This is a genomic window from Minwuia thermotolerans (genome assembly GCF_002924445.1).
Taxonomy (GTDB): Bacteria; Pseudomonadota; Alphaproteobacteria; order Minwuiales; family Minwuiaceae; genus Minwuia; species Minwuia thermotolerans.
Window position 1 is genome coordinate 83,681 of record NZ_PIGG01000014.1, and the last position, 24,202, is coordinate 107,882.

Consider the following 24,202-nt stretch of genomic DNA (forward strand, 5'->3'; position numbering starts at 1 on the left):
AGCGGGCGACGGCAGAAGAGGCGGCGCGGTGAGACAGCATCTGGGCGAACTGGAATTCGGGACGCGCGGTCGGGGACTGCTCGACATCACCCGCGAGGTCGATGCCTGGCGGCGAGGAACCGGACTGACAGTCGGGCTGCTGACCCTGCATGTGCGCCACACCTCGGCATCGCTGCTGATCCAGGAGAACGCCGATCCCGATGTCCTGCGGGATCTGGAGGATTTCTTCAGCCGGCTGGTCGCCGACGATCCCACGCTCTATCGCCATACGGCGGAAGGGCCGGACGACATGCCCGCCCACATTCGCGGCGCACTGACCGCCACCAGCCTCTCCGTGCCGCTGGCGGCCGGGCGGCTGCAGCTTGGCACGTGGCAGGGCATCTATCTGTTCGAACACCGCACCCGGCCGCACAGCCGCAGGGTCGCGCTGCATCTGATCGGCGAATAGCAATGCTGGCGGGCCAGAACCAGAGGAGAATTCAGCGCTTGATTACATACCAACCAGTTGGTATTTAACTGGCAAGGAGAGCGCCATGAATGCACGACCGGCGGGCGACGCCCACAACCGGCTTCTCGATGCCGCCATCGTCGCCATCAGAACCCGCGGCTTCGCCGCGACCAGCGTGGATGAACTCTGCCGCGCCGCCGGCGTGACCAAGGGCGCGTTTTTCCATCACTTTGCCAGCAAGGCGGCACTGGGCGTCGCTGCCGCGGAACACTGGAGCGAGACGACCGGCGCCCTCTTCGCCGCCGCTCCCTATCACGGCATGGCCGATCCTGCAGCGCGCGTACTGGCCTATGTCGACTTCCGCAAGGCGCTGCTGCAAGGGGGAACCCCGGACTACACCTGCCTGGTCGGCACCATGGTCCAGGAGGTGCACCAGAGCCATCCCGATATCCGCGCCGCCTGCGACGCCAGCATCAGCGGGCATGCGGCGACACTGGAAGCAGATATCGCCGCCGCACTCGAAGCGCGCGGCCTCACCGGCCGCTTCAGCGCCGAAAGCCTCGCGCTATTCACCCAGGCCACGATCCAGGGCGCCTTCATTCTGGCAAAGGCCCGCAACGACTCGGCCGTCGCCGCCGACGTCCTCGATCACCTGCGGCGATATCTCGAGAATGCCTTCAATGCCAACACGGAAGGAAACGGCCATGACTGAAGACACCGCCGCCGGGGCATCGCACGAGCTGGAAATCAACAGGCTGCTGCGGGCGCCACGCGCTGCGATCTACCGGGCCTGGACAGAGCCGCAACTGCTGAAGCGCTGGTTCTGCCCAGCCCCGTGGACCATCGCCGAGGCCCGGGTCGACGTGCGCGCCGGCGGTTCAAGCCATATGGTCATGCAAGGTCCCGACGGTGAACGCATCACCATGCGTGGGGTCTATCTGGAGGTGGTGCCCGGCGAACGGATCGTCTTCACCGACGCCTATGTCCGGGCCTGGGAGCCTTCCGAAAAGCCCTTCTTCACGGCGTCGGTCGACCTCACCGACGAGGATGGCGGCACACGCTATATCGCCCGCGCCACGCATTGGACCGAGGCCGACCGGAAGGCGCATGAGGAGATGGGTTTCCACGAGGGCTGGAACATCTGCGCCGACCAGCTGGAAAGATTGGCGCAGGAACTGGCCGCGGCGCCGGCATGATCGCATGAAAGAGGATCGAAACATGACCTATGTCGACGGATTCGTGGTCGCCGTACCGACGGCCAACAAGGAGCGCTACCGCGCCATGGCCGAAGAAGCCGCCCCGGTCTTCATGGAGCACGGTGCGCTGAAGCTGGTGGAATGCTGGGGCGACGACGTGCCCGAGGGCGAGGTGACGTCCTTTCCCATGGCGGTGAAATGCCGGGAAGACGAAACCGTCGTCTTCTCCTGGATCCTCTGGCCCTCGCGGGAAGTGCGGGACGCGGGCATGAAGAAGGTCATGGAAGATGCGCGCATCGCCGGCCAGATGGAAATGCCCTTCGACGGCAAGCGCATGATCTTCGGCGGCTTCGAGATGATCGTCGACCGCTGACGACGCACAGCGCCAGACGGCGACCGACGTGCCCTGGGGCTTCAGCCGATATCCAGAATCCGGGCGAGACGGGCGAGCAGCCGGGGCCCGGAAAGCGGCTTGTCGATCCGCGGGGCATCGGCCAGAGCGTCCGGCGTCGCCAGGGTATCCGAATAGCCGCTGGCCAGAAGGAAGGGGATGCCTCGGTCGCGGAGCTTCAGCGCCACCGGCCACACCAGCTCGCCGTCCAGATTGATGTCGAGGACGGCGGCGTCGAAGCGGTCGGCTTCGACCCAACGCTGCGCTTCCTGCAGACTGGTGAGAGGCCCGATGACCGTGACGCCGGCCGAACGAAGCGTGTCCGCAACGTCCTGGGCGACCAGCCGTTCGTCGTCGCAGACCAGGATACGCCTTCCGCGCAGCGCGTCAGCGGGCGGCGGCCGGACCCCGGCCCCATCCAGCGAGCGTTCTTTCTGCGGCGGCCGGGCGAGACGGGGCGCGCCGTCCATCAGTTTCTGCAGCGGCAGCCGCGCCGACATCACCAGGCCGGTTCGCCGGTAGTCGAGATAGAGCGCGCCCCCGAGTTCCTCCGCGAGCATCATGTGGATCAGGCTGGAGCCGAACCCGGTCCTTTCCGGAGGGGCCGTGATGGCCGGCCCCCCGGTCTCGCGCCAGTCCAGTTCCAGCATGGCCCCTCCATCCACGTCCCGCACGCCCCAGGCGATCTCCAGATGGCCGGTCTCGACGGACAGGGCGCCGTACTTGGCGGCGTTGGTCACCAGCTCGTGCAGCGCCAGCGACAGACTCTGCGCCGCCTTCGGACTGATACGCAGGTCCTCGCCTCTGACATCGATGTGCGCGCCCTGCTCGCGCCGATAGGGCTCCATGGTCTGCTCGACCGCCGAATGCAGGCCGGCCCCTTCCCAGCGCGATTCCGCAAGCAGCGAATGCGACCGCGCCAGCGCCGACAGCCGGCCGCCCAGCCGCTCCACCGCGTCGGGTTCGACCTCCCACAGGCTCTGTCGCGCGATGGACTGCACGACGGAGAGGACGTTCTTCACCCGATGGTCGAGTTCAGCCATCAGCATCCGCTGATGCGATTCCGCCTGGACCCGGGCGGTGATGTCGAAGTTCACGCCGATGACGACCCGGTCGTCGGGATTGCCCGTCTCGAGCGGCTTGCCCGCGCCGAACAGCCATCGTTCCCGGCCTTCGGCGTCACGCACCCGGAACTCCGTGTGCTGGATGCCGTCGGCTGCGATCGCCGCCAGCTCGCCGCGCAGGCGCGGCAGATCCGCCGGGTGAATGCGCGACTCGACCTCTTCGAACGGATAGTCGTCCTTGCCGGGATCAAGACCGAGCAGCGCGCGCAGGCGATCGTCGACCTCGGTGCGGCGGCGTTGGAAGTCGATGCGCCAGACGCCCATCTCGCCCGCATCCAGCGCCATCCTCAGCATCTTGTTGCTGCGGGCCAGTTCCTCGCTGACCCGCGCCCGCTCGACCATGGTCCAGACCCGGCCGGCGGTTTCCTCGGCCATGCGAACGTCCCAGTCGGACCATTGGCGAACCTCAGGGGCGTGCACGACCAGAATGGCGACCAGATCCCCGCGCCGCCGGACCGGCACGTTGACGAGCGCGCGGACGGACCGCCGTAGAAGGCGGGTGCGGCCGGCCGGATCGACCGCGAGCGGATCATTCTCGACATCGGTGACCACCAGCGGTTCGCCGGCTTCGAGGATGGCCCGATGCGCGCGCGCCAGCGCCTTCAGCGGATGCCTGCCGGCATAGCTGTCCAACCCGTCGGCGCACCAGTCGCAGGCCACCACCGCCGATCGTTCGGTCAGGTCGATCTCGGCGAAGGCGACACGTCCGGCGGCCAGATGCTCGCCGAGCAGGCGGTTGGCGGTCGACATGATTTCCCCGGGCGCCTGAAGGGCGCGCAGGCTGTCGCTCAGTTCCAGCAGGAAGGCGTGACGCCGTGCAGCCAGGACCTGCTCCGTGGTCTCATGGCAGACCACTAGCACGCCGCCGACGCCTCCGGGCGCGGCCTCGTCGTCGATCGGGCTGTAGCCATAGGTCCACCACACGTCCTCGCGCCGGCCATGGCGGGTGATCGGCACGTAGTGATCTTCATGCCAGGTCGCGCCGCCGCCGGCCATGACATGTTCGATCTGCGGCCCGGTAACGGCCCAGATCTCCGCCCAGGTTTCGCGTCCCGGCGCGCCGAGAGCGGCCGGATGCTTCTCTGGCCCGAGATACCCCCGATAGGCGTCGTTGTAGAACTGGATCAGCTTCGGGCCCCACCAGATGAACATAGGGTGGGACGAGGTGAGCAGAAGCCGCACGGCGACCCGGAGACTCTGCGGCCACGAATCCGGCGGCCCCACAGGGGTGGAGGCCCAGTCATGGGCGCGCATCAGCGCCCCCATCTCGCCGCCCTCCCGAAGAAACTCGGGCGGCCGGCCGCTCCGCAGATCAGCTACACGCATGGCGTTCCGCCCGGATTTTCCGAAACCGTAGCAGCCGGCCGTCGGCCGGGCAATTGACGCAGGGGAAGCCGCGGAAACGAAGCGGGGGCTGCCGGTCACCCGGCAGCCCCCTGTCTTCGTGCGTTCGATAGAGGCGTCAGGCGACCTCGAACAGGCCCGCCGCGCCCTGGCCGCCGCCGATGCACATTGTGCAGACCACGTACTTCGAACCCCGGCGCTTGCCCTCGATCAGGGCGTGCCCGACCATGCGGGCGCCGGACATGCCGAAGGGATGGCCGATCGAGATGGCGCCGCCATTGACGTTCAGGATCTCGTTCGGGATTCCCAGCTTGTCGCGGCTGTAGAGCACCTGCACCGCGAAGGCCTCGTTCAGCTCCCAGAGGTCGATGTCATCCATCTTCAGACCGGTGCGCTCCAGCAGCTTCGGCACAGCGTAGATCGGGCCGATGCCCATCTCGTCGGGCTCCAGGCCGGCGACCGCGAAACCGCGGAAATAGCCCAGCGGCTGCAGGCCGCGCTTTTCGGCGACCTTGGCGTTCATCACCACGGCGGCGGAAGCGCCGTCGGAAAGCTGCGAGGCGTTGCCCGCGGTGATGAAGGCGTCCTCGCCCATCACCGGCGCCAGGCTGGACAGACCTTCCAGGTTGGTGTCTGGCCGGTTGCCCTCGTCCTTCTCCAGCGTGACCTCCTGCTCGGACGTCTCGCCGGTCTGCTTGTCGACCACGACCTTGGTGGTCTTCATCGGCACGATCTCGTCGTCGAACTTGCCGGCCTGCTGGGCGGCGGCGGTGCGCATCTGCGACTGCAGGCCGTACTCGTCCTGGTATTCGCGCGAGACGTTGTAGCGCTTGGCCACGACCTCGGCGGTCTGGATCATCGAGTAGTAGATGCCCGGATGGGTCTTCTCCAGCCACTCGTCCTTGGAGCGGTAGCGGTTGGCGTGCTCGTTCTGCACCAGGCTGACCGATTCCAGGCCGCCGGCGACCAGCACGTCCGCCTCGTCCGCGATGATCCGCTGGGACGCCATGGCGATCGTCTGCAGGCCCGAGGAGCAGAAGCGGTTCACCGTCGCTCCCGGAACGCTGACCGGCAGGCCGGCGCGCAGCGCGATCTGGCGGGCGATGTTGCCGCCGGTGGCGCCTTCGGGATTGGCGCAGCCCATCAGCACGTCCTCGACCTCGGCGCCGTCAATTCCGGCGCGCTCGACCGCGTGCTTGACCACATGGCCGCCCATTTCGGCGCCCCCGGTGTTGTTGAAGGCCCCACGATAGGCCTTGCCGATCGGCGTGCGCGCCGTCGAGACGATGACTGCTTCATTCATGGCGTTTCTCCCCGCAATGGTCGGGCCCGCTGTCCCGGCAGTGACTGAATGGGCGGAACATAACGCGGCGCACCGCCGAAGTCATGCGGCACTGTTGACGATGGTACGCTTCAGATATCAATGGCGATCTTGCCGAAGTGGCGGCCGTCCTTCTGGTGCGCCAGGGCCTCGCGGATGTCGGCGAGCGCGAAGCTGTCGGAGATCAGCGGTCGAATGGCGTGCGCCTCCATGGCGCGGTACATGCGCAGATGCATCTCCCGGCTGCCGACGGTGATGCCCTGGATGCGGCTGTTTGTCATCAGCACGTAGCCCATGTTCACCTGGTCGCTCTGGCCGGCCAGAATGCCGATCATGGCGATCGCGCCGCCGATGCGGATGGACTTGAGCGACTGGGTCAGCGTGCCTGCGCCGCCGACCTCGACCACCAGGTCGATGCCCGCGCCGCCGGTCAGGCTCTTCGCCGCCTTCCCCCAGTCGGTGATGTCGAGATAGTTGAGCACGTGGTCGGCGCCGAGTTCCTTCAGGCGGGCGGCCTTGACGTCCGAGGATGTGGTGGCGATCACTCGCGCCCCCATCGCCCTGGCGAACTGCAGCGCGAAGATGGAGACGCCGCCGGTGCCCTGCGTCAGGACCCAGTCGCCGGGACGGATGCCGCCCTTTTCGACCACGGCGTGCCAGGCTGTCAGACCCGCGCACACCGTGCTCGCCGCCTCCGCGTCGGACAGCCCGTCGGGGGTCGGCACCAGACCGTGTTCGGGGAAGCAGCCGAACTCCGCAGCGCAGCCCTGGGCCGAACCGCCCAGCGCCAGCGCCTGGGCGTGGGCCGAGGGTTCGCCGCCCTGCCAGTTCGGAAAGAAGATCGGTGTGACCCGGTCCCCGACCTGGTAGCGCCGGACGCCCTCGCCCACGGCCGCAACCTCGCCGGCGCCGTCGGACAGCGGGATCAGGCCCGACTGCTTCTGCTTCGAGCCATAGCCGCCCTCGACGGTGACGAGGTCGCGGTAGTTCAGGCTGCTGGCCCTCAGCCGCACCTTTACCTCGCCGGGACCGGGTTCCGGCTCTTCCATTTCGGCGACCGACAGGTTGGCGATCCCGGGCTGCTGCAACAAGGCGGCTTTCATTTCCGCAACTCCTCCCCTGAAAACATGTCTCTCCCATGATGGTGCGGCTTCGTTCGAGTTTCCAATTCCACCCGCCCGGGGGTAACTTTCCGAACGCGGGTCAGCACGGAGGGCGCCATGAAGGGCGAAGTTCTGGAATACGACATCGACGCCGACCACGGCCTGATCTCGGCCGATGACGGCAATCGCTACCAGTTCCGCGGCATGGACGTCCGCGCCGACCGTCCGCCGCGCCCCGGCGACCGCGTCGATTTCCAGACCGAGGGGAACGACGCCCGCGAGATCTACGTCCAGAAGCCAGCTGTCCCTGCGGATGGCAAGAACAAGATCGTGGCTGGCCTGCTGGCGATCTTCATCGGCGCGCTGGGCATCCACAAGTTCTATCTGGGCTATTCGACAGCCGGAATCATCATGCTGGCGGTGTTCCTGCTGGGCTGGATCGCGCTGGGCATTCCCAGCATCATCATCAGCATCATCGCCTTCATCGAAGGCATCATCTATCTCGTGAAGTCCGACGAGGAGTTCCACCAGCGCTACGTCGCCAACAAGCGCGCCTGGTTCTGAGGCCGGGCGTGCTGACCGAAGCGGAGGTCGGGCACTACCGGGACCGGGGCTATGCCGTACCGGCGAACTACCGGGTGCCCGATGCGGCCCTGGCAGGCATGCGCCGGGATCTTGACCGCCTGATCGAGGCCAACCCCCATGTCAGCCCCGACGCCATGTTCTGCCCCCACGAGCCGGACCACGGCACGCAGGGCCTGAAGGGGGACCGCGTGTGGCTGGAGCACGCCGGCACGCCCGAGATCCTGGACATGGTGGAACAGGTGATCGGCGGCGACTTCCTGCTCTGGGGCACCACGGTCTTCGGCAAGCCGGCCCATTCGGGCAAGGAAACGCCCTGGCACCAGGACGGCGAGTACTGGCCGATCCGGCCCCTCGCAACCTGCTCCGTCTGGATCGCACTGGACGCCGCGACCCCCGAGAACGGCTGTCTTCGGGTCATTCCCGGCAGCCACCGGGACCGCCGGCTGCGCCGCCACCGGACCAATGACGGCGGCCACCTGACGCTCAACCAGCAGCTGGAGGCCGACGAGTACAGCGAGGCCGACGCGGTCGACATCGTGCTGGCGCCGGGGCAGATCTCGCTTCACGATATCTACATGGTGCATGGCTCCCGCCCGAACCGCTCGCCGCGGCGCCGGGCCGGCTACGTGCTGCGCTTCATGCCGACGACCTCGCATTTCGACCGGCAACTGGGGGCCGAGATCGCGAAGCGCACCGGAGGCGCAGTCGATTTCGCTACCCGCCCCCTCTACCTGATGCGCGGCCGCGACGTCTGCGGGCGCAACGAGCTGGCCGAACGGAGCCCGGCATAGGCGTGTTGCTGGAGAGCGCCGCCCGGCTGAAGGCGGCCTGCGCCGGCCGGCGGCTGCTGGGACTCGACCCGGGGACGAAGACGATCGGCGTCGCCGTCGCCGATCCCGGACACCAGGTGGCGACGCCACTGACCGTGATCCGGCGGACGAAGTTCACGGCCGACCTGGCGGCGCTGCAGGCGTTGATCGCCGAATACGACATCGGCGGGCTTGTGATCGGGCTGCCGCTCAACATGGACGGGACGGCCGGCCCCAGGGCGCAGTCCGTCCGCGCCTTCCAGCGGAACCTGGAGTCGGCCCTGGATCTGCCCATGATCCTGCACGACGAACGCATGTCGACCCAGGCCGTCGAACGCAGCCTGATCGGGCAGGACGTCTCGCGCCGCCGGCGCGCCGAGGTGATCGACGCCCACGCCGCCGCCTATATCCTTCAGGGGGTGCTGGACGCCCGGCCGTAAGTCACTGTTCGCTGCGGGCCAGACGGGTCTCGGCGCGCCGATCGGCGCCGCTCGGCAGGCGCGGGCCGCCGCGGACGATCCAGTGCCAGACGTCGTGCTGCACGATGGGCCCGTTCAGGTCGCGGAACAACAGGTGCCAGCCCTTCGGATAGAAGGCGAGATCGGGTTCCACGGTCATGCGGTCCAGCGTCTTCTCCACCGATGCCTGGGGCACGATCTCGTCGCGTTCGCCGTACAGCACCAGAAGGGGTGTATCGATCTTCGGCGCGGCCTCGTAGGCGGCGTCCATCAGGTCGACGAGGCCGGAAATGGCGTCGACCCGTGCGCCCTTGATCACCAGCGGATCCCGCCCCAGTCCGATCAGCATCTCGATGTTGTCGGAGGCCTGCTTGCGGATGCCCTCTCCGGTCAGCACCACGCCCGGTATGATCGTGCGCAGAATCTCGAGACCGCTCGCCATCCAGTTCGCCATGGTCTTGCGGCTCCAGACGGCAGGCGCGGCCAGGACGGCGCCGTCCACCTCGGGCGGATCGGGCCGGCCGAGCAGCGCCATGATCACCGCGCCGCCCATGCTCTCGCCGACAAGGTAGAGCGGCTTGCCGGGATGACGCTCCCTGACCACGCCGATGACCTGGCGCAGATCCCCCGTCAACGTGTCGACGCCCGGCCAGATTCCCCGCCGGTCGGCCTGCCCGAAGCCCCGCTGATCATAGGCGTAGACCGTCAGGCCGTTGGCGGACCAGCGCCCGGTCGATTCCGCCCAGGCATTGCTGTAGTCATTGAAGCCGTGCAGCGCGACCACCACCGCAAGCGGCTCCGGGCCCACGGCGCGGTGAACGCGGACCGGCAGACGATAGCCGTCGGCCATGACCAGTGCATCTCCGGTCAGCGCCGCCTCCGTCCGCGGCGGCCCCGCCGTCTGATAGGTCGGACCGCAAGCGCCGATCTGGACAAGCAGGCCGAGGACCGGGACTATCGCAAGGAACCGCAGGACGCGGTGAAGCCCGCGCCGCCGGCATGAGGTCTCGAGGTCTGTGGTCGATGTCATGGGACGATAGTAGAGGCAAAGGCCTGATCGAGGCGAACGCGGCGTTCTACCGCGCCTTCGCCGATGGCGACCTGCGGGCGATGAGCGCGTTGTGGGCCGACCACGATGATCTGGTCTGCATTCACCCGGGCCATGAGCGGCTCACGGGGCGCAGCCCGGTACTGGCCAGTTGGTTCGCGATCCTGGAGAACCCACCGCCGGTCCGAACCTCGGACGCGCGCGCCGTGCCGCTGGGACAGGCCGGACTGGTCACCTGTACCGAAGCCATCGGGAACAACCGCCTGGCCGCGACCAACGCCTTCGAATGGGATGGCGAGGCCTGGCGCATGGTGCTCCACCAGGCCGGTCCGGTGCTGGCCGAGGACCGGCGCGAACCCGGGCGGGGGCCGTCGGGCGCCGTTCACTGAAGCAGTGCCGCGACACGCGCCCGAAGATGGGGCAGCACATCGGCCTCGAACCATGGATTGCGTTTCAGCCAGCCATTGTTGCGCCCGGACGGGTGCGGCAGGGGCAGGAGACCGGGCGCGTAATCCCGCCACGCGCCGACGGTTTCGGTCAGCGTCGCGCGGCGGCGCCCGCCCAGATACCAGGCCTGCGCGTACTGGCCGATGCAGATGGTCAGCTCCACGTCGCCCAGCATCGGCACCAGCCGCGAATGCCAGGTGGCGCGGCATTCGGGCCGGGGCGGCAGATCCCCGGACCGACCGGTACCAGGATAGCAGAAGCCCATGGGCACGATGGCGATGCGCGCCGGGTCGTAGAAGACGTCCTTTTCGACGCCGAGCCACTGCCGCAGCCGGTCTCCCGACGGATCGTTCCAGGGAATGCCGGTCTCGTGCACCCTTATGCCCGGCGCCTGCCCCGCGAGCAGGATACGCGCACCCGGCGCGGCGCGCAGCACCGGCCGTGGCCCGGCCGGTAAATCAGCGCATTTCCGGCAGGCCCGGATTTCCGCCAGCAAGGTCTCCAGCTCGTCGCTCAACAATCCGCCATGTCTCAATGAAAACGCGCCGGCCCGGGGACCGGCGCGCTCAATGACGCGGAAATGTGGCGCCAATCAGGCGTCCAGTTCCATGTCCGTCTTCGGTACCGAGATGCAGGTCAGGCAGGAGCCCTTGTCGACATCGGCGCTCGGCTCGGTGGCGTAATTCACCTCGCCGGCCAGCACGGCAGTGATGCAGGTGCCGCAGGCGCCGGCGCGGCAGCCCGAATCCATGTCGATGTCATTGGCTTCGGCGAACTCGAGAATTGTGTCAGCCGATCCGTCCCAGACCAGTTCCTTTTCGGAACGCGTGAACTTCAGCTTGAAGCCGGAGCCGGAGACAGGCGCGGCGGCCCCGTCCTCGGTGTCCGCGGTCTTCTTCGACTTCACCGTCGCGGGACCGAAGGCCTCGAAGTGGATGCGAGATTCCGGCACGTCCCACTCGCGCAGGCCGTGGAACAGGCTCTCCATCATCGGCGGCGGGCCGCAGAAGTAGTAGTCGTAGTTGTTGGACGGCAGAACCTCACGGAACAGGTCCGCGCCGACACGGCCCTCCAGGTGGTAGTCCCTGCCCTGCTCGTCGTTGTCATCGGGCTTGGAGTAGACGATACGCACGTGGACGTTCTCGTTCTCCCGGTCGAGCCGCTCCAGATGCTCGCGGAAGACATGCTCGGCGCTGTTGCGGACGCCGAGGAAGAACCAGGTCTCCCGTTTCGAACCCGATTCCACGATCGCATTGAGCATCGAAAGCACCGGCGTGATCCCGATGCCGCCGCCGATCAGCACGACCGGGGTCTGGCGGTGCATGTCGAGGAAGAAGTCGCCGTTGGGCGCCTGGACGTCGAGGATGTCGCCCTCGTTGACGTGGTCGTGGAAATAGTTGGACGACGACTTGCCCACATCGGCCTTCGCCGGATCCTTCGGCGGCGGGTTGCGCTTGATCGAAACCCGGTAATACTCGCTCTTCGGGCTGTCGGAGAGCGAATAGCAGCGGGTCGTCACCTTCTTGCCCGACGGCAGGTTGAGCTTGAAGGTCAGATACTGTCCGGGTTCGAAGGGCGGCAGCGGCCGTTCGTCATGCGGGCGGAGGTAGAAGGAACAGATGTCCTTGTTCTCGGGATTCTTGCGCTCGACGCGGAACTTGCGCACGCCATTCCAGGAAAGCTCGTTCTTCTGCTTGTCGAATTCGCGCGCCGCCTTGATGCGGTCCACCCGCTCGCGCAGATAGGCGATCTCGGCCTGGATGCCCCGGTCGGTGACGCCGGCGGCTCTGAAATTGTTGTAGATCAGGGACAGAACGTACAGGCCCATAAGGGCCAGCACGGCTATCGCGACGTAGTTCACGGCTCCCAGTTCCATCCTGCCCTATCCCTCCTGTAAGACGGCGGCGGATCCCCCCGCCCGGACCGGCGGGGCCCGATCGCCCCGCCCTGTCGGACCGTCAGAACTTGCGGCGCACCTCGAAACGGATGCCGCTGACATCATCGTCATTCTGGCGGATACCGTACATCGCGTCGGCCCGCAGAATCCATGCCTTCGATACAGGGAGCTGCCAGCGCACGCCGAGCGCGTACTGGTCGCCGTTGATGTTCGTGTTGTCGGCGTGCTCCTGGACGGTCGCCGCCTCGAGCACGAGTTGCTGGTCCAGATTGAACAGATACTGCACGCCGATGGCGCCGCCGAAGGTGCCGGCCGCAGTGTCGTCGAGGAACGGGAACCCGGTCAGGCCGTCGGTCTCGAAGTTGATGCCGGTGTTGATCAGCAGGCCTTCCGCATTCGCCAGCGCCTGCGGCCGTTTGAAGCCGACGAAGAAATTGGCGTAGGGGACCAGCGTATAGGGCTTGCTCGTCATCCAGCTGGTTTCCAACAGCAGGGCGGCGCCCTGTCCGAGCGTCGGCTGGCCGTCATCGCGGTTCTGGTGGCTGAAATAGCCCCGGACCGAGTATGACAGGACGTTCTCATAGCGGGTCGACCATGACAGGCCGATGCTGAGCAGGTCCTGGTCGCCCAGCTTGTCGTCGTCGACGTCGATGAAGCCGAGACCGCCTTCGAAATAACCTTCCAGCGCCTCGATGAAGATGTTGGTGCCGTAGACGTTGGAATTGTGCTCGTTGCGCACGCCCGCGCCATTGACGATGCCGTTGTTCTCGACATCGTCGAAGCCAGCGAAGAACGAGATGTCCATGTTGGAGATGTCGAGCTCCGGCGAGTTCAGCGCCGGGATCGCATAGGCGATGCCCAGGACCTGGTCGTCCATCCAGATGCCGTTCTGGTAGAACAGCGGCACCAGGCCGAAGGAGAACGGATAGTCGCCGTCATAGTAGCGGCCCGTGAAGCCCGCAGCGATGGCGCCCGCGTCGCCCTCGAAGAACAGGGTCTCCAGGTTCAGGTCCGTCTGCAGGTCGCACTTGTCGGCGCTGTTGCCGCCGAAGAACTCGCAGCGGGTGAACTGACCGCCATTGTCGAGCGGCCGCAGGAAGGTGTGAATGCGCTCCGTCGAGGTGATCTTGAAATCGATGTCGAGGTTCAGACGCGTGGCGATCTGGCCGACTTCCGCATTGCCGTTGTCATTGAAGGCGATGGCGGTCCGGATGTCACCGAAGGCCTGGATCGCGAACTGCGTCGGATTGAGCTTGCCGAAGACGTAGCTCGGTTCATCGAGCTGGCCGGAAATGTACTGAGGCTGGCCAAGCTCGAACAGCGGCCTGGGCGCCTCGACCTCCGACTTGCCGCCGTAGATCGCCAGCTGCGCTTCGATGTCGTATTCGGTGTCCTCGTAGTTCGGATCGGGCTTGAAGGCCCCCTCCTCCAGCGGCACGCGCTTGGCGCCCGCGGACATTTCCGGATTGTAGTCTTCCGCCGCCCACGTTCCGCCGGCGGCGTAAACCAGTATCGCCGCGGCGGCGGTCGCGCCCGCGACGAATTTCCTGCCAAGAAGCACTCGATTCATCTTCCCAAACCCCCCGGGCCCACCCTCCGGCCCCAAATCGAAACAAGGTCCTGACCGGCCGCCGCGTTGTCGGCGGCGGCCGGCCGGCTGTGGCGGCTACTGGACCTCGATCTCCACAGTGTAGGGATGCATGTCCAGCATCCACTGGTTCATCGACTGCTCCATCTCCTTCGTCGCGCCGACGAAGCGCATGAAGTAGATGGGTTCCGCGCGGCTGCGCATCCGAGCCGAGAGCTTGTAGGTGCCCGGCTTGGTGAGCAGTTCGCCCGGCACCGAATATTCGGCGTCGCGGGACGACAGCGGCGGGATCGAACGGGCCTCCATCCGCACGAACTGCGGGTGGTTGAGAACCGTTGTCGGCACGTTCGGCTGACGCAGGAACGGCCGCTGATCGACGTCGAAGTTCACCGGCAGGAACATCTCCCGATCCGTTCCCTTCACGTTGGTGGTCAGGAACTTGGTCTGAAGATTGAACAGCTGGCGGTCATGCTCGATCTTGCCCTGCTGGACGTCCTCCGAATGAAGGTCGGCCATGTCGCCGGCGCTGTCCACGTAACCCGATTCCCAGATGCGGTTGCCGTCCGGATCGGTCAGCGCGACGTTCAGCCAGATCTCCGGCTGGGCGCCCAGGCTGCCCGAGGGCAGATTGTGGCCCGAGTTCGTGTTGGTGACCTTGTAGGCGAACTGGAAGTCCTGGCCGACACGCGGGGCGCCGTCGAAGAACGGGCCGTCGAGATGGCTGCCGTTCTCCATCACCGCCCGGCGCAGTTCCTTCTTGTATTCCAGCCCTTCGAGGTTCTCCTCGATGATGTAGCGGGCCTCGAAACGATCGTCCTCGGAAGACCAGACCTCGGGGAAATCGACCTCGATCTCGCCGTTGTATACCTTGTCCTCGAACTCCTCGGTGCCCCAGCCGGCGCGCCAGTCGAACTGCAGCCATTCCTCGATGGTCCAGTTCTCGGCGACCGGGTTGTGCGGGAAGATGCCCGGATGGGCGATCGGGTAGCCCGGACCGTAGAAGGCGTGATTGCTGCGGCGGCGGTCCGGATTGATCTCCTCGCCGTTCACCACTGCGGCCGGCCCCTGAGCATATCCTTCGGCCCTGCCCGGAACCTTGCCCATGTGGCATTCCTGACAGGTGATGCCCTCACGCAGAGCCGGGCTGTCGCGGTACTGGTCCCAGACCACCTCAAGCTTGATGCCCAGGTTCACGGCCACCTGGTGGCAGCTGGCGCAGAACTCGGATTTCGAGATCTGCTCGAACTTGACCACCTCGGTGTGGATCTGGTTGCCGCGCTCCTCGTCGGAGGTGGCGACGCGGTAGAAGCTCTTGTCCTTGATGACCTTCTTGAGCGTCTCGCCGTCGGAGTTGGTGTAGACCGGCGCGTAGATGCGGCCGGGCTCGATCCGCCGCTCGCCGTTCACCTTGTAGTAGGTGTTGTTGACGCGGTGGCAGGTGATGCAGGTGATGCCCTCGCGCGCCACCTGGCTGCGCTCCCACAACGGCGCGGCACGCGATTCGCCGAGCGTCGTGCCGACGCTCTGATGGCAGCGCACGCAGAAGGTGCCGATCGTGCCCTGAGTCAGGTTCGTGATCGCCTGCTCGAACTTGTGGAACATGGGCGAGATCGACGCGTAGGCGTGGTTCGAAGACGACCACTCCCTGTAGATCTCCTCATGACAGGCGGCGCACTTGGACGCGCTGGGGAACATGTCCTCGCTGAACAGTTCCGTATGCGCCTCGTCGCCAAGCTTCTGCGCCTCGGTGTCGCTCTGCGCCTGCGCGCTGGAGACCCCGAAGGCCAGAAATGCCGCCATGGCCAGCCCGCCGAAGCGTGCGACCAGGGCGCGGAATTCCGTCCGTCGTCCTGATGCGTTCATCATCCTCAACCTCCGTCCTGGCCGGGCCGTTCCGGTTCTTGTGCTGTCTGCTGGAAGCCCATCGTCCGAATGAAACCCGGCTCCAGATGATATTCGTGGCAAAGCTGACAGTCCTGTCGAACTTTTGCCTCGGTATGACACTGGGTGCAAGTCTCCTTGCCGATCGGTTTGAACCCGGGCGCGAAGTCCGTCGCATCGAAGTGTTTGAACGACGCGGCGTAATCCGCTTCGGGATTCAACTTGTGGCATGTTGCGCATAGTGTTCCCGGGCCGAGCAGATTGACATGGGGGCCGTGGTCGTATTGCACGTAGGGACGATCTTCCACTGGTTGATAACCCCATTCGACCATCAGCTTGGCCGCATCTTCTCCACCTTCGCCTGATTTGTCGGTGACCTCAGTCACAGCGTGGCACTTGGCGCAGTTGCCCAGGCCGGTATCGCCCAGAAGTGTGGTCTGAAGCAGCTCCGCCTGTTCGATCACAATCTCGTCAGCACCCGCCGCTTCGGCCGCCCGCGGCGCGTTCACGGCGAAGTCGAACCAAGCCCGGGCGATCGGATCGGCGTGGCCCGTCGGACGGTAGCTGACCGACACCCCTTCCGATTGCCAGCCGCCGCCGGTCAGTTCGCTCGGCGCCTCGTACTCCATCTTCTGCATCCAGGCGCAGGCAGCGCGGCGCAGGAGTTCGCCATCGAGGCCGGCCAGCAGACGTTCCGGACGGGCGTCGCCCGGCACTGCCTCCAGCCGCTCGACCATCGGTTCGAGCCCCGACTCGGCCAGCGCCATGAAGAACTCGCCCACGGGTTCGTTGTACTCGTAGTTGTCGTCCGGCGGTGCGCCCAGCATCAACGCCATGGGCGGCGAGAGATAATCGCCCCAGTCCTCGTAGAAATACTCGTCGAATTCGACTTCGTCCGGGTCGCCGCCCTCGGCGCGCGCCCTCAGGAACTCGACCTGATCCGGTGTCGGCCCGCAGACCTCCGCCACCTGATCCATGTCGAAGGGATCTTCTTCCAGATACGGCAGGGTGATCAGACGCAGCGAACGGTCGGTGATTCCCTCCAGATGGCAGCTGGCGCAGTTCTGCTCGAAGCTGCCCGGCGGCACGTCGAGCCCGGCACGCTGAACATCGTGGCAGGTCACGCAGGTCGGCTGCTTGTCCTCGGCCAATTCCTTCGGAAAATACTGGCTGAAGTGATTGACGTGATTGAACTGGATGGAACCGCGGCGATCATGCGGAAAACCGGCGGCGAAAGCCGGATGATCCCTGGAGAAGGAACTGACGGTGCTCTGGTGACAGCTGTTGCACTGGGCGTCCTTCATCGGCGCGATGTTCGCGTCCTTGCCCTTGTGCTCGGTGTGGCACATCACACAGTCGGTGCGCGTCTCCGCGCTCGGCGAATCGGTCGCGAAACCGCCCCCGCCGTCGAAGACCGCGTTGTGGGCGGTGGTGGCCGGTCCGCCGAACGCGTGGCAGTCGGTGCAGCTCTCGCCGACGGTCTGATGGGTCACGAAGGCCTCGGCCCAGGCGATCACGCCCTTGCCGTGCGCTTCATGGCAGGAGGTGCAGCCCGTTTCCTCCAGCGCGAAGTTCGAATGTGCCCGCGACAAGGGGCCCGGCATCAGCGAGGACAGATTGGCCTGGTCGCCCTGGAAGGCGGAAGGCTCGAAACGCAGCACCGCGAAGATCGCGGCGACCACCAGGATCGCCACCAGGGTCGAGATCCGGAAACGCCGCCGGCGCAGGGACGGCTGCGGCGTGCACGGCGGATGCTGCATGCAGCACGTGCCGTCAGGCATCGGCCCGTCGGCGCAGGGACCGCCCGCAGACGGCGACCGCCGGCACTCCCAGCGGTCGCCGTTGCGGAACGGCGTGCATTCCGTGGTGCCCCCGCATGAACCGTCGAAGTTCGGCCCGTTCGGACAGGGCTGTCCGAAGCTGCACGCACGGCCGCAGACATAGGGAAATGTCGGCCGCTCATACGTGCTCTTCTGGTAGCTGTAGCGATCGGAGTCCGTGATCATAGCAGGTACACGTGAACCAGAATGATGTGCCAGACCATCAATACGAGCACGCCGGCGGCCATGGGCACGTGGAAGAGAAGCCAGATCTTTGCCGCGCCGTTGACGGCCCAGGCGAAATCAAGCCGGTTCTTGATGTGAGCCAGCTCTTCGAGCTCGCCCAAATAGCCGCGCTCGGTCTCATCGAGATAGCGCGAGATGGCCGCGGTTTCGCGGCGGATGAAGGCGCGGCCGGACTGGAAACCGAAAAAATGGCTGACCAGGTAGCGCGGCCGCCGGAAGTACCACGACAGGGTTTCGGCGTAGAACCGCGGCAGGGTATCGGAGGCCGTCTTCTCCGCTGATTCGACGACGATCGCTTCGGCCCGGTTGCGGATCTCGGCGACCTCGTAGGGGATGCGCTCCCAGATCACCTCCAGGCCGTTCTCCGTCAGGCGGCGCGGGATGACCCGCTGCATCCAGTAGCCCAGAATGCCCGACAGGCTGGCCAGATAGAAGAAGACCGCGAGGACCTGTTCGTAGACGCCGTTCGGCCAGAACGAGCCGGTGTGAACGAAGAACACGGCGATGGTCAGCGTCCCGAACACGGCGTGAGCCATCGTCCAGTAAGCGGACCGCCCGAGCGGCACCATCGACAGCTTCTTGCGCCAGTTGAAGATGAACAGGAAGACCATCAGGCCGGCCAGGGTGTAGCCGGTGACGATCGCCGGCTCGCCATTGGCCAGCCAGGTCTGCCACGAATTCCAGATCAGGAAGACGAAGGCCGCGACGGCGACCAGCCAGAACAGGACCGTTGCGCGATGCACCGACCTCATTGGTAGCCCCCCCTGAACGGATCCGGCCCCCGGAAATCAACCCGGCGCAGCGCGTCGTGCGGACAGGCCCGCTGGCACGCCGGTCCGCCGGGGTTGCTGGAGCAGAAATCGCACTTGGTCGCCTTCATGATCGGCTTGTGCTCGCCGTCGACCAGCGGCTCGCCGCGCTGATTGGCGACCTGGACCAGGCGGATGTTGTCATAGGGACAGGACGCCGCGCAGGTGCCGCAGCCAATGCAGGTGTCGTCGTTGACCACCACCGAACCGTCGGAGATCGAGCGGTGGATGGCGCCCGTCGGACAGCCGATCATGCACACCGGGTCGGCGCAGTGCATGCAGGCGTTGGCCACCATCCAGTGGTCGAAGGTGGCCCCGTGGCGGATGAAACGCGGATTGCCGCCGTGGGTGGCGGCGCAGGCGCGCACGCAATCGTCGCAGCGGGTGCAGCGGTTGAGGTCGATCAGCATCGCCCGCGTGCCATTGATGAAGCGCCGGCCGACGGCCCATTCCTTGAGCGCGTCGGCGCTGATCTCGTTGCCGGCCAGATGCCGCAGCTTGGTCTGCGGCGGCTCCATTTCCTTGAAGACGAATTCCTCGAGCACCTGCCGCGGAATGCGCAGGATGTCGAGATAGCCGAGCGCCGTGAGCGAAGTCTCCAGGACGATGCTGTCGTCCTTGTCCTTCCAGGCCCGATAGAGCTCCTCCAGACCGTAGACATCGCCGGCGCCGAGATAGGTCAGCGTCCGCTCGCCATTGCCGATGCGGGCGGAGACCCGCGCGAAGCCGGCGCGGACCATGAGGATGCCGTCGGGATAGTCGCCTTCGCGCGCGATCGGCGTGCCGTGCTCCATCTCGCGCCCCTGGGCCAGCATCCGCTTGTAGCTGGTGTGCCAGTCGAAGGCGCCATGGGTCTCGAACAGCGTCGCATCCTCGACCGCCTTGAGCTGCTCGCCGGTGAGGTGGCGGAACATCGGCGCTTCCTTCAGCGCGTTGTGCAGCGCGTTGCGGCGGTAGGCGAGGTCGATCTTTTCCTTCCACGTGGTGTCGAAGCGGCGGAGTTCCCGCAGGCCCTGCCATCGGATTTCCAGCACGCGCGCTTCCGTCTCGGCGAAGATCGAGGCGGTGCGCGGCACGCGGCCCAGCGCGGCCAGCTCGCCGAAGATCATCTCCGGGCCGAGCTGCGCTGTCTGGTGCTCGTCCAGGATGGCCGGGATGTCCTGCAGATAGACGCCGGCCATGGCGCCGGAGGAGCTGGCGGCCTGCGTGTTCTGATAGCGTTCGGGGTCCCGGACCTCGGGCCGCCAGTTGTTCGTCCAGAGCTGGCCCAGCGCCTCGAAGAAGCCCTTCTTCTTGACGCTCAGGCGGCCCAGCATGTTCTGCGGCAGGTTGGGGTTGAGCACCACCCGGAGATGGCCGTCCAGGATCAGGAAGGCGGAATTGCCGTAGTCGCCTTCGCGGACCACGATCTCGCCGGGCTGATAGGTCGTCACGCGGGTGTCGTTGAGCAGGATGCCGCGGAGCGGCGTATTGCCCGGAAACCGGTCCTCGTCGATGTCGCGGAAGATCGGAAACGTCATCAGCTCGTCGACGACGGCTTCCGTCATGTCCGGTCCGAATGGCGTGGCCCACCGTTGCGGCCGGGCCATCGTTTCGACGGCTGTCACCATGTTTGCCTTGCCCCTCTCAGTCGCGGCGTCCGTCAGACACCACCGAACCGATCCCCCGGTAAGAATCGCCGAACCGCCGCCGGAAGGCAAGCCCCCCCGGCGGCGGTCGATGTGGCGATCAGCCTTCTATCGCAAGAGCATACCCCTTACTTGTACTCGCTCTTCGGCGGAATCATGGACCCGACCTGGCCGGAAAGGTCCATCTTGTCGCCATAGATCTTGCCGACCAGCGCCTTGGCGTTCGCCTCGGTGGGCTGGGCCAGCAGGGCCTTGGCTTCCGCCAGATCCAGCGCCCCCAGGGCCGCCCGCGCCTTCTCGGCCCGGGCCTCCTGCGCGGCGATGTACTTGGCGTGCTGGGTCTTCTGCATGGCGTTCGCCGCCTGCACCAGCGAGGCCGCCTGACCGGTCACGTACCAGCGCGACAGTTCGGCCGGGGTCATTTCCTCGTTGTCCTGGGTGCTGTGATAGAAGCGGTGGCGAATCGTACCCTGGCTGTACTTGACCAATTCGAAGTCCGGATTCAGCGGATGGCCGGCGTCCAGCATCTTGCCCGCCGTGTCGCCTTCCAGGGTCTCCCGCGCCATGCCGTGGCAGTTGAAGCAGTTCGCCGCCACGTCATAGTTCACGTCGGTCGGCATGTCCGGCACGTCCTCGCGCCAGCGCGGCAGCCGCATGCCCGCCTCGCGCGCCTTGGCGAAGCGCTCGGCCTTGTGCAACGGGGTCTCGTCTTCCTTCTTCGTGCCCTTCGGCCCGTAGACATTGTGGATGTTGATGTATTCCGACCCCGGGCCGTGGCAGCTCTCACAGGAAACGCCGAAATTGTTGCCTACGCGGCCGCCAGGGCGATTCGGCGCCTCGGTGTAGTGGCACTGCCCGCAGGTGTCGGAGCGCTTCATCGAACGCTCGCCAAGGGCTTCCGTGACCTTGTCGGCCAGGTCGCGCTTGTGGATGTCCTTGTAGGATTCGGCGTGCGGGGTCTTTTCCCACACGGCATATTCGGGCGAGTGGCAGTCCTTGCACTCTTCCGGTCCGACGTTCTCCGGCGCGGCCTGGGCGGCGCTGCCGGCGATCATGAGGGCCATGGCGGCAGCCACGGCCAACCCCAGTTGTCTCAGCCCAGACATCAGCATGTCTGTCACCTCTTGAGTTGTAATGCCTTGCACGGTCTCACGGGCCGTCCCTGCGCGCGTTCTTTTACGGTACGCTTATCGATGCGACCCCGACGGCAGTGTAGCAGCACGCGGTCGCGATGAAAGAGTTGATTCATGACGGTCCAGTGAGGATAAGCCTCTCGAATCGCTTGCCCCTTCAAAGCTAGGGACCACGACCATGCAGCGCCCCTTCGCCATCATCGCCGTCTGCGCCGCCGCGGCCTCCGCCGCCATGGCGATTTACGGATTCAACCGCTTCTCCGGAGAGACCGGATCGCCGGTCGGCGCCGGCAGCGTCTCCGCTCTCGAAGCGGCCGTCGAGCGCTCGCCGGGCAATGCGGAGGCCTGGAAGGCGCTCGGCCGGGCCCATCGCGCCGCCGGCCAGCCCCAGGCGGCAGTGGCCGCCTATGTCCGCGCGGCCCGGCTGGCGCCGAGAGACCGGGAGGTGATCGCGGCCCTGCGCGACCTCGCCGGCGCCGCGCGCTGACCCGCCGTCATGTGGCCAACGCGCAACAGAGTGGCGGAAACTGGCGGCGCGCCAAGCCTTCCCGGCACCGCCGGCTCAGCAGTTCGTCCTGATTTTTTCTTTTGTTTCAATCAATTAGATATCTTTTTCGCCGGTACAATCACCCGCCGCACGCGGCGATCGACCGGGCCGCAACGGCTTGCACCCACGGCTTTGCTGGCGTAACAGACATCAAGTCGCAATTCGGAGGGCACAAGTCTCATCGGAACCGCGGCGAAGGAAGTGCGTTTTTCCTTAAGGAGGGCAATCAAGGTGAACCACAAATATCTACTCGCCGGTGTGGCCGCTGCGGCTCTGTTGACCGCCGGCAACGCCTATGCTGCTGCTCATGGCAGCGTGGAAGACCAGCTGAAGGCGCAGTCCGCTGCGATCGACGCGCTGTCGAAGGAAGTCGAGGCTCTGAAGAACTCGACCGTCGAGCAGGGCATCGGTCAGGGCGTCAAGGGTGTCGAACTCACCATCTCCGGTCATATCAACCGCGCGATGATGTTCATCTCCGACGGGAACGACAACTCCACGCTGACTCACGTCGACAATGACGCCGCGTCGTCGCGCATCCGCTTCGACGCCGATGCGCCCGTCTCCGCCAGCACCACCGTCGGCGCGCGGCTCGAGATGGAGATGGAATCCAACTCCTCCGCTCAGGCGGTGCTGGACAACGAAGTGATCGAAGACACCTTCGCCACGCGTCAGGCCTATGTCTTCGTCAAGGGCGGCTTCGGCACCCTGGTGATGGGCCATCAGAGCGAGGCGACGGACGGTATCGTCCACAACTCGTTCAACTTCGCGGCGAACGCGGGCATCAATCCGGAGTACACGAACGGTATCGCCAATGTCGGCGTCAACTTCCTCTCCATCGGTGATGGCGACCGCGTCGACGCGGTCCGCTACACGACCCCGTCGTTCGGCGGCGCCGCCGCGTCGGTTTCCCATGCCGTCAACGGCCAGGTCACCGCGGCGCTGCGCTACTCGGGTCAGATCGGTGGCGTCGGCGTTCTGGGCGGCGTCGGCTGGGACTCGAACTTCGGCAACGACACCTATGCCGGTTCGCTGGGTCTGAACTTCGGCGGCATCGCCCTGAATGGCGCGGTTGGCTACCAGGACAACGAGAACGCCGAAGAAGACTTCATGTACTATGTCGGCCTGGCCCACAAGGGCAACTACTCCGACCTGGGTCCGACCTCGCTGGGCGTCGACTTCCACGTGAACAATGGCGGCGTTGGCGGCGGCGACAACAACAAGCGGGTTGGCGTCGGCCTGGTCCAGGGCGTGGCCGCAGGCGCCGACGCCTTTGTGGGTGTCGGGCACAACTTCGGCGGCGACGGCGCCATCGAAAGCGCCCAGACCGTCATGGCCGGCATGATCATCCGGTTCTGATGCGTCGGCTTCTTCGCCCTCTGGTACTGGTTGGTGTCGCGGTCGGTCTTCTGGCCGGCTGCGGCCCCCACCAGCCGCTTGACGACCCGCCACCCCAGCATGGAGAACTCAAGCCCGGTCCGGGCGTGTTCACCGGCGCGGACGGCAAGTTCGTCATCGTGGGCGGGGGCAGGAAGAAGCGCGATTACTGATCGCCGGCTCCGGCCGGTGTCACGAAAAAGGGCGGCCTCGCGGTCGCCCTTTTTTGTTGCCTGAACGGCCTGCCCCGGCCGCCGGACGGTGGCCGCGCCCCCGACCCGGATGCAAGGCGGGTTGCGTGGCCGCGCCCTTCGGCGCATGAATCGCCCATGCGCTTTCCTGGCCTGAGTATCGTGACCGTTCTCCTCTCCGCGTTTCTGGGGACGGCCCAGGCGGCCTGCGGCGCATCGGCGCCGCAGATCGGGATCGCGCTCGCCTTTCCCGCCCCCGGCATCAGCCATGAACTCGCCTCCGACGAGATCCCGCAGGCGATGCGGGCGCATGGGCGCGGGGCGCGCGCCGGCACGGTGCGCCAGGTCGGCGCCACGGCCTTCACGCTGAACACGGAGGTGCGCATGTCGGTCGCCGCGGCCGAGCAGCGCCGCGACTGTTTCCGGCTGAAACGGCTCGACATCCGCCTCGACGTGCTACAGCTCGACGTCTTCATCGCTTCCGAACTCGCCCCGGGAACCTGTCCCTATCGGGTCACCATGGCGCACGAACAACGCCATGTTGACATCTACCGGGCCGGCGTGCGGCGGCTGAAGGAAGAACTGGAGACGGCGCTTGGCGGTTCGACCCTGCTGCGCGCCATCCCCGCCGCCAGCATCGAGCAGGCGATGGAGCGCTTCCGCATCGCGATCGACACGATCGTCTCCGACGCCCGGCGCAAGAACAGCGAGGAGATGGCGCGGGACAACGCGCGCCTCGACACCCCGTCCAGCTATCGCGAGGAGCACGCCAGGTGCCCGGCCAGCGACTGGTAGATCCGCAGGCCGGCGGCCG

The 24,202-nt window shown here is 66.3% G+C and carries 24 protein-coding genes; 12 read left to right on the forward strand and 12 right to left on the reverse strand.

Annotated features, from left to right (window positions below; translation table 11 throughout):
- Positions 1–28: 28 nt before the first annotated feature.
- From CWC60_RS02750 to CWC60_RS02765, 4 genes are all read left to right on the forward strand, one after another.
- Positions 29–448 carry a secondary thiamine-phosphate synthase enzyme YjbQ gene (locus tag CWC60_RS02750; RefSeq protein ID WP_206419740.1) on the forward strand — a complete coding sequence of 140 codons (420 nt, stop codon included), beginning with the start codon at positions 29–31 and terminating at the stop codon, positions 446–448.
- 85 nt (positions 449–533) lie between these two features.
- A complete protein-coding gene (locus CWC60_RS02755; RefSeq protein ID WP_109792530.1) occupies positions 534–1,160 on the forward strand; it encodes a TetR/AcrR family transcriptional regulator in 627 nt (208 codons plus the stop codon).
- Positions 1,153–1,644: an SRPBCC family protein gene (locus CWC60_RS02760; RefSeq protein ID WP_206419741.1), complete on the forward strand. Its 492-nt coding sequence runs from the start codon at positions 1,153–1,155 to the stop codon at positions 1,642–1,644. The genes CWC60_RS02755 and CWC60_RS02760 overlap by 8 nt, the downstream gene beginning before the upstream one ends.
- Positions 1,645–1,666: 22 nt before the next feature.
- Positions 1,667–2,017: a DUF1428 domain-containing protein gene (locus tag CWC60_RS02765; protein WP_109792532.1), complete on the forward strand. Its 351-nt coding sequence runs from the start codon at positions 1,667–1,669 to the stop codon at positions 2,015–2,017.
- A gap of 41 nt (positions 2,018–2,058) precedes the next feature.
- Here CWC60_RS02765 and CWC60_RS02770 read toward each other — a convergent pair whose 3' ends face one another.
- From CWC60_RS02770 to CWC60_RS02780, 3 genes are all read right to left on the reverse strand, one after another.
- Positions 2,059–4,485 (reverse strand): HWE histidine kinase domain-containing protein, encoded by a 2,427-nt coding sequence (locus CWC60_RS02770; RefSeq protein ID WP_109792533.1) that lies wholly within the window; start codon positions 4,483–4,485, stop codon positions 2,059–2,061.
- A gap of 136 nt (positions 4,486–4,621) precedes the next feature.
- The gene (locus CWC60_RS02775; protein WP_109792534.1) at positions 4,622–5,806 is read right to left on the reverse strand and encodes an acetyl-CoA C-acyltransferase; all 1,185 of its coding nucleotides are present in this window, start codon (positions 5,804–5,806) and stop codon (positions 4,622–4,624) included.
- Positions 5,807–5,916: 110 nt separating this feature from the next.
- The gene (locus CWC60_RS02780) at positions 5,917–6,927 is read right to left on the reverse strand and encodes a zinc-dependent alcohol dehydrogenase family protein (protein WP_109792535.1); all 1,011 of its coding nucleotides are present in this window, start codon (positions 6,925–6,927) and stop codon (positions 5,917–5,919) included.
- 117 nt (positions 6,928–7,044) lie between these two features.
- On the opposite strand from CWC60_RS02780, the gene CWC60_RS02785 reads away from it, so the two are divergent.
- Genes CWC60_RS02785 through ruvX form a run of 3 tightly spaced genes read left to right on the forward strand, consistent with a single transcriptional unit; the run spans position 7,045 to position 8,761 of the window.
- Positions 7,045–7,491 (forward strand): TM2 domain-containing protein, encoded by a 447-nt coding sequence (locus CWC60_RS02785; protein ID WP_109792536.1) that lies wholly within the window; start codon positions 7,045–7,047, stop codon positions 7,489–7,491.
- 8 nt (positions 7,492–7,499) lie between these two features.
- Positions 7,500–8,303 (forward strand): phytanoyl-CoA dioxygenase family protein, encoded by an 804-nt coding sequence (locus CWC60_RS02790; protein ID WP_109792537.1) that lies wholly within the window; start codon positions 7,500–7,502, stop codon positions 8,301–8,303.
- A 5-nt stretch (positions 8,304–8,308) separates the two neighbouring features.
- The gene (gene ruvX / locus CWC60_RS02795) at positions 8,309–8,761 is read left to right on the forward strand and encodes a Holliday junction resolvase RuvX (RefSeq protein ID WP_420891145.1); all 453 of its coding nucleotides are present in this window, start codon (positions 8,309–8,311) and stop codon (positions 8,759–8,761) included.
- Position 8,762: 1 nt separating this feature from the next.
- Here the strand turns inward: ruvX and CWC60_RS02800 are convergent, their stop codons facing one another.
- On the reverse strand, positions 8,763–9,629 hold the full coding sequence (locus tag CWC60_RS02800) for an alpha/beta hydrolase (RefSeq protein ID WP_164516334.1): 867 nt from the start codon (positions 9,627–9,629) through the stop codon (positions 8,763–8,765).
- Positions 9,630–9,802: 173 nt separating this feature from the next.
- Between CWC60_RS02800 and CWC60_RS02805 the strand changes: the two genes are divergently transcribed.
- The gene (locus tag CWC60_RS02805; protein ID WP_164516335.1) at positions 9,803–10,216 is read left to right on the forward strand and encodes a nuclear transport factor 2 family protein; all 414 of its coding nucleotides are present in this window, start codon (positions 9,803–9,805) and stop codon (positions 10,214–10,216) included.
- Here the strand turns inward: CWC60_RS02805 and CWC60_RS02810 are convergent.
- From CWC60_RS02810 to CWC60_RS02830, 5 genes are all read right to left on the reverse strand, one after another.
- Positions 10,210–10,791 (reverse strand): uracil-DNA glycosylase family protein, encoded by a 582-nt coding sequence (locus tag CWC60_RS02810; protein ID WP_241147890.1) that lies wholly within the window; start codon positions 10,789–10,791, stop codon positions 10,210–10,212. The two genes, CWC60_RS02805 and CWC60_RS02810, sit on opposite strands and share 7 nt — an antisense overlap.
- 75 nt (positions 10,792–10,866) lie before the next feature.
- Positions 10,867–12,150, reverse strand: a complete 1,284-nt coding sequence (locus CWC60_RS02815) for a 2Fe-2S iron-sulfur cluster-binding protein (RefSeq protein ID WP_109792541.1) — start codon at positions 12,148–12,150, stop codon at positions 10,867–10,869.
- 82 nt (positions 12,151–12,232) lie between these two features.
- Positions 12,233–13,732, reverse strand: a complete 1,500-nt coding sequence (locus CWC60_RS02820; RefSeq protein WP_109792542.1) for a hypothetical protein — start codon at positions 13,730–13,732, stop codon at positions 12,233–12,235.
- A gap of 105 nt (positions 13,733–13,837) precedes the next feature.
- Positions 13,838–15,625, reverse strand: a complete 1,788-nt coding sequence (locus tag CWC60_RS02825; protein ID WP_109792543.1) for a multiheme c-type cytochrome — start codon at positions 15,623–15,625, stop codon at positions 13,838–13,840.
- 2 nt (positions 15,626–15,627) lie between these two features.
- Entirely contained in the window at positions 15,628–17,133 is a 1,506-nt protein-coding gene (locus CWC60_RS02830) for a cytochrome c3 family protein (protein ID WP_125182711.1), read from the reverse strand.
- A 124-nt stretch (positions 17,134–17,257) separates the two neighbouring features.
- Between CWC60_RS02830 and CWC60_RS23200 the strand changes: the two genes are divergently transcribed.
- The gene (locus CWC60_RS23200; protein ID WP_125182712.1) at positions 17,258–17,584 is read left to right on the forward strand and encodes a hypothetical protein; all 327 of its coding nucleotides are present in this window, start codon (positions 17,258–17,260) and stop codon (positions 17,582–17,584) included.
- A gap of 58 nt (positions 17,585–17,642) precedes the next feature.
- On the opposite strand, the gene CWC60_RS02835 is transcribed toward CWC60_RS23200, so the two are convergent.
- From CWC60_RS02835 to CWC60_RS02845, 3 genes are all read right to left on the reverse strand, one after another.
- The gene (locus CWC60_RS02835) at positions 17,643–18,458 is read right to left on the reverse strand and encodes a hypothetical protein (protein WP_109792545.1); all 816 of its coding nucleotides are present in this window, start codon (positions 18,456–18,458) and stop codon (positions 17,643–17,645) included.
- A complete protein-coding gene (locus tag CWC60_RS02840; protein ID WP_164516336.1) occupies positions 18,455–20,062 on the reverse strand; it encodes a cyclic nucleotide-binding domain-containing protein in 1,608 nt (535 codons plus the stop codon). Before CWC60_RS02840 ends, CWC60_RS02835 begins: the two co-directional genes overlap by 4 nt.
- Before the next feature lie 209 nt (positions 20,063–20,271).
- Positions 20,272–21,255, reverse strand: coding sequence for a multiheme c-type cytochrome (locus CWC60_RS02845; RefSeq protein ID WP_109792547.1), 984 nt, complete (start codon positions 21,253–21,255; stop codon positions 20,272–20,274).
- A 199-nt stretch (positions 21,256–21,454) separates the two neighbouring features.
- Here CWC60_RS02845 and CWC60_RS02850 point away from each other — a divergent pair, with 199 nt between their 5' ends.
- The 3 genes from CWC60_RS02850 to CWC60_RS02865 all read left to right on the forward strand — a co-directional run bounded on the left by CWC60_RS02850 (position 21,455) and on the right by CWC60_RS02865 (position 24,183).
- Entirely contained in the window at positions 21,455–21,763 is a 309-nt protein-coding gene (locus tag CWC60_RS02850) for a tetratricopeptide repeat protein (protein WP_109792548.1), read from the forward strand.
- Between the two features lie 291 nt (positions 21,764–22,054).
- Positions 22,055–23,179: a porin gene (locus CWC60_RS02855; protein ID WP_164516337.1), complete on the forward strand. Its 1,125-nt coding sequence runs from the start codon at positions 22,055–22,057 to the stop codon at positions 23,177–23,179.
- Positions 23,180–23,550: 371 nt separating this feature from the next.
- A complete protein-coding gene (locus CWC60_RS02865) occupies positions 23,551–24,183 on the forward strand; it encodes a hypothetical protein (protein ID WP_125182713.1) in 633 nt (210 codons plus the stop codon).
- The last annotated feature ends 19 nt before the right edge of the window (positions 24,184–24,202 follow it).

Coding starts and splice junctions, on each gene's coding strand:
- CWC60_RS02755 (WP_109792530.1), top strand. CDS start 534: ATGAATGCACGACCGGCGGGCGACGCCCACAACCGGCTTCTCGATGCC.
- CWC60_RS02850 (WP_109792548.1), top strand. CDS start 21,455: ATGCAGCGCCCCTTCGCCATCATCGCCGTCTGCGCCGCCGCGGCCTCC.
- CWC60_RS02845 (WP_109792547.1), bottom strand. CDS start 21,255: ATGCTGATGTCTGGGCTGAGACAACTGGGGTTGGCCGTGGCTGCCGCC.
- CWC60_RS02800 (WP_164516334.1), bottom strand. CDS start 9,629: ATGGCCGACGGCTATCGTCTGCCGGTCCGCGTTCACCGCGCCGTGGGC.
- CWC60_RS02770 (WP_109792533.1), bottom strand. CDS start 4,485: ATGCGTGTAGCTGATCTGCGGAGCGGCCGGCCGCCCGAGTTTCTTCGG.
- CWC60_RS02825 (WP_109792543.1), bottom strand. CDS start 15,625: ATGATGAACGCATCAGGACGACGGACGGAATTCCGCGCCCTGGTCGCA.
- CWC60_RS02780 (WP_109792535.1), bottom strand. CDS start 6,927: ATGAAAGCCGCCTTGTTGCAGCAGCCCGGGATCGCCAACCTGTCGGTC.
- CWC60_RS02815 (WP_109792541.1), bottom strand. CDS start 12,150: ATGGAACTGGGAGCCGTGAACTACGTCGCGATAGCCGTGCTGGCCCTT.
- CWC60_RS02775 (WP_109792534.1), bottom strand. CDS start 5,806: ATGAATGAAGCAGTCATCGTCTCGACGGCGCGCACGCCGATCGGCAAG.
- CWC60_RS02840 (WP_164516336.1), bottom strand. CDS start 20,062: ATGACGGAAGCCGTCGTCGACGAGCTGATGACGTTTCCGATCTTCCGC.
- CWC60_RS02765 (WP_109792532.1), top strand. CDS start 1,667: ATGACCTATGTCGACGGATTCGTGGTCGCCGTACCGACGGCCAACAAG.
- CWC60_RS02785 (WP_109792536.1), top strand. CDS start 7,045: ATGAAGGGCGAAGTTCTGGAATACGACATCGACGCCGACCACGGCCTG.
- CWC60_RS02805 (WP_164516335.1), top strand. CDS start 9,803: ATGTCATGGGACGATAGTAGAGGCAAAGGCCTGATCGAGGCGAACGCG.
- CWC60_RS02760 (WP_206419741.1), top strand. CDS start 1,153: ATGACTGAAGACACCGCCGCCGGGGCATCGCACGAGCTGGAAATCAAC.
- CWC60_RS02835 (WP_109792545.1), bottom strand. CDS start 18,458: ATGAGGTCGGTGCATCGCGCAACGGTCCTGTTCTGGCTGGTCGCCGTC.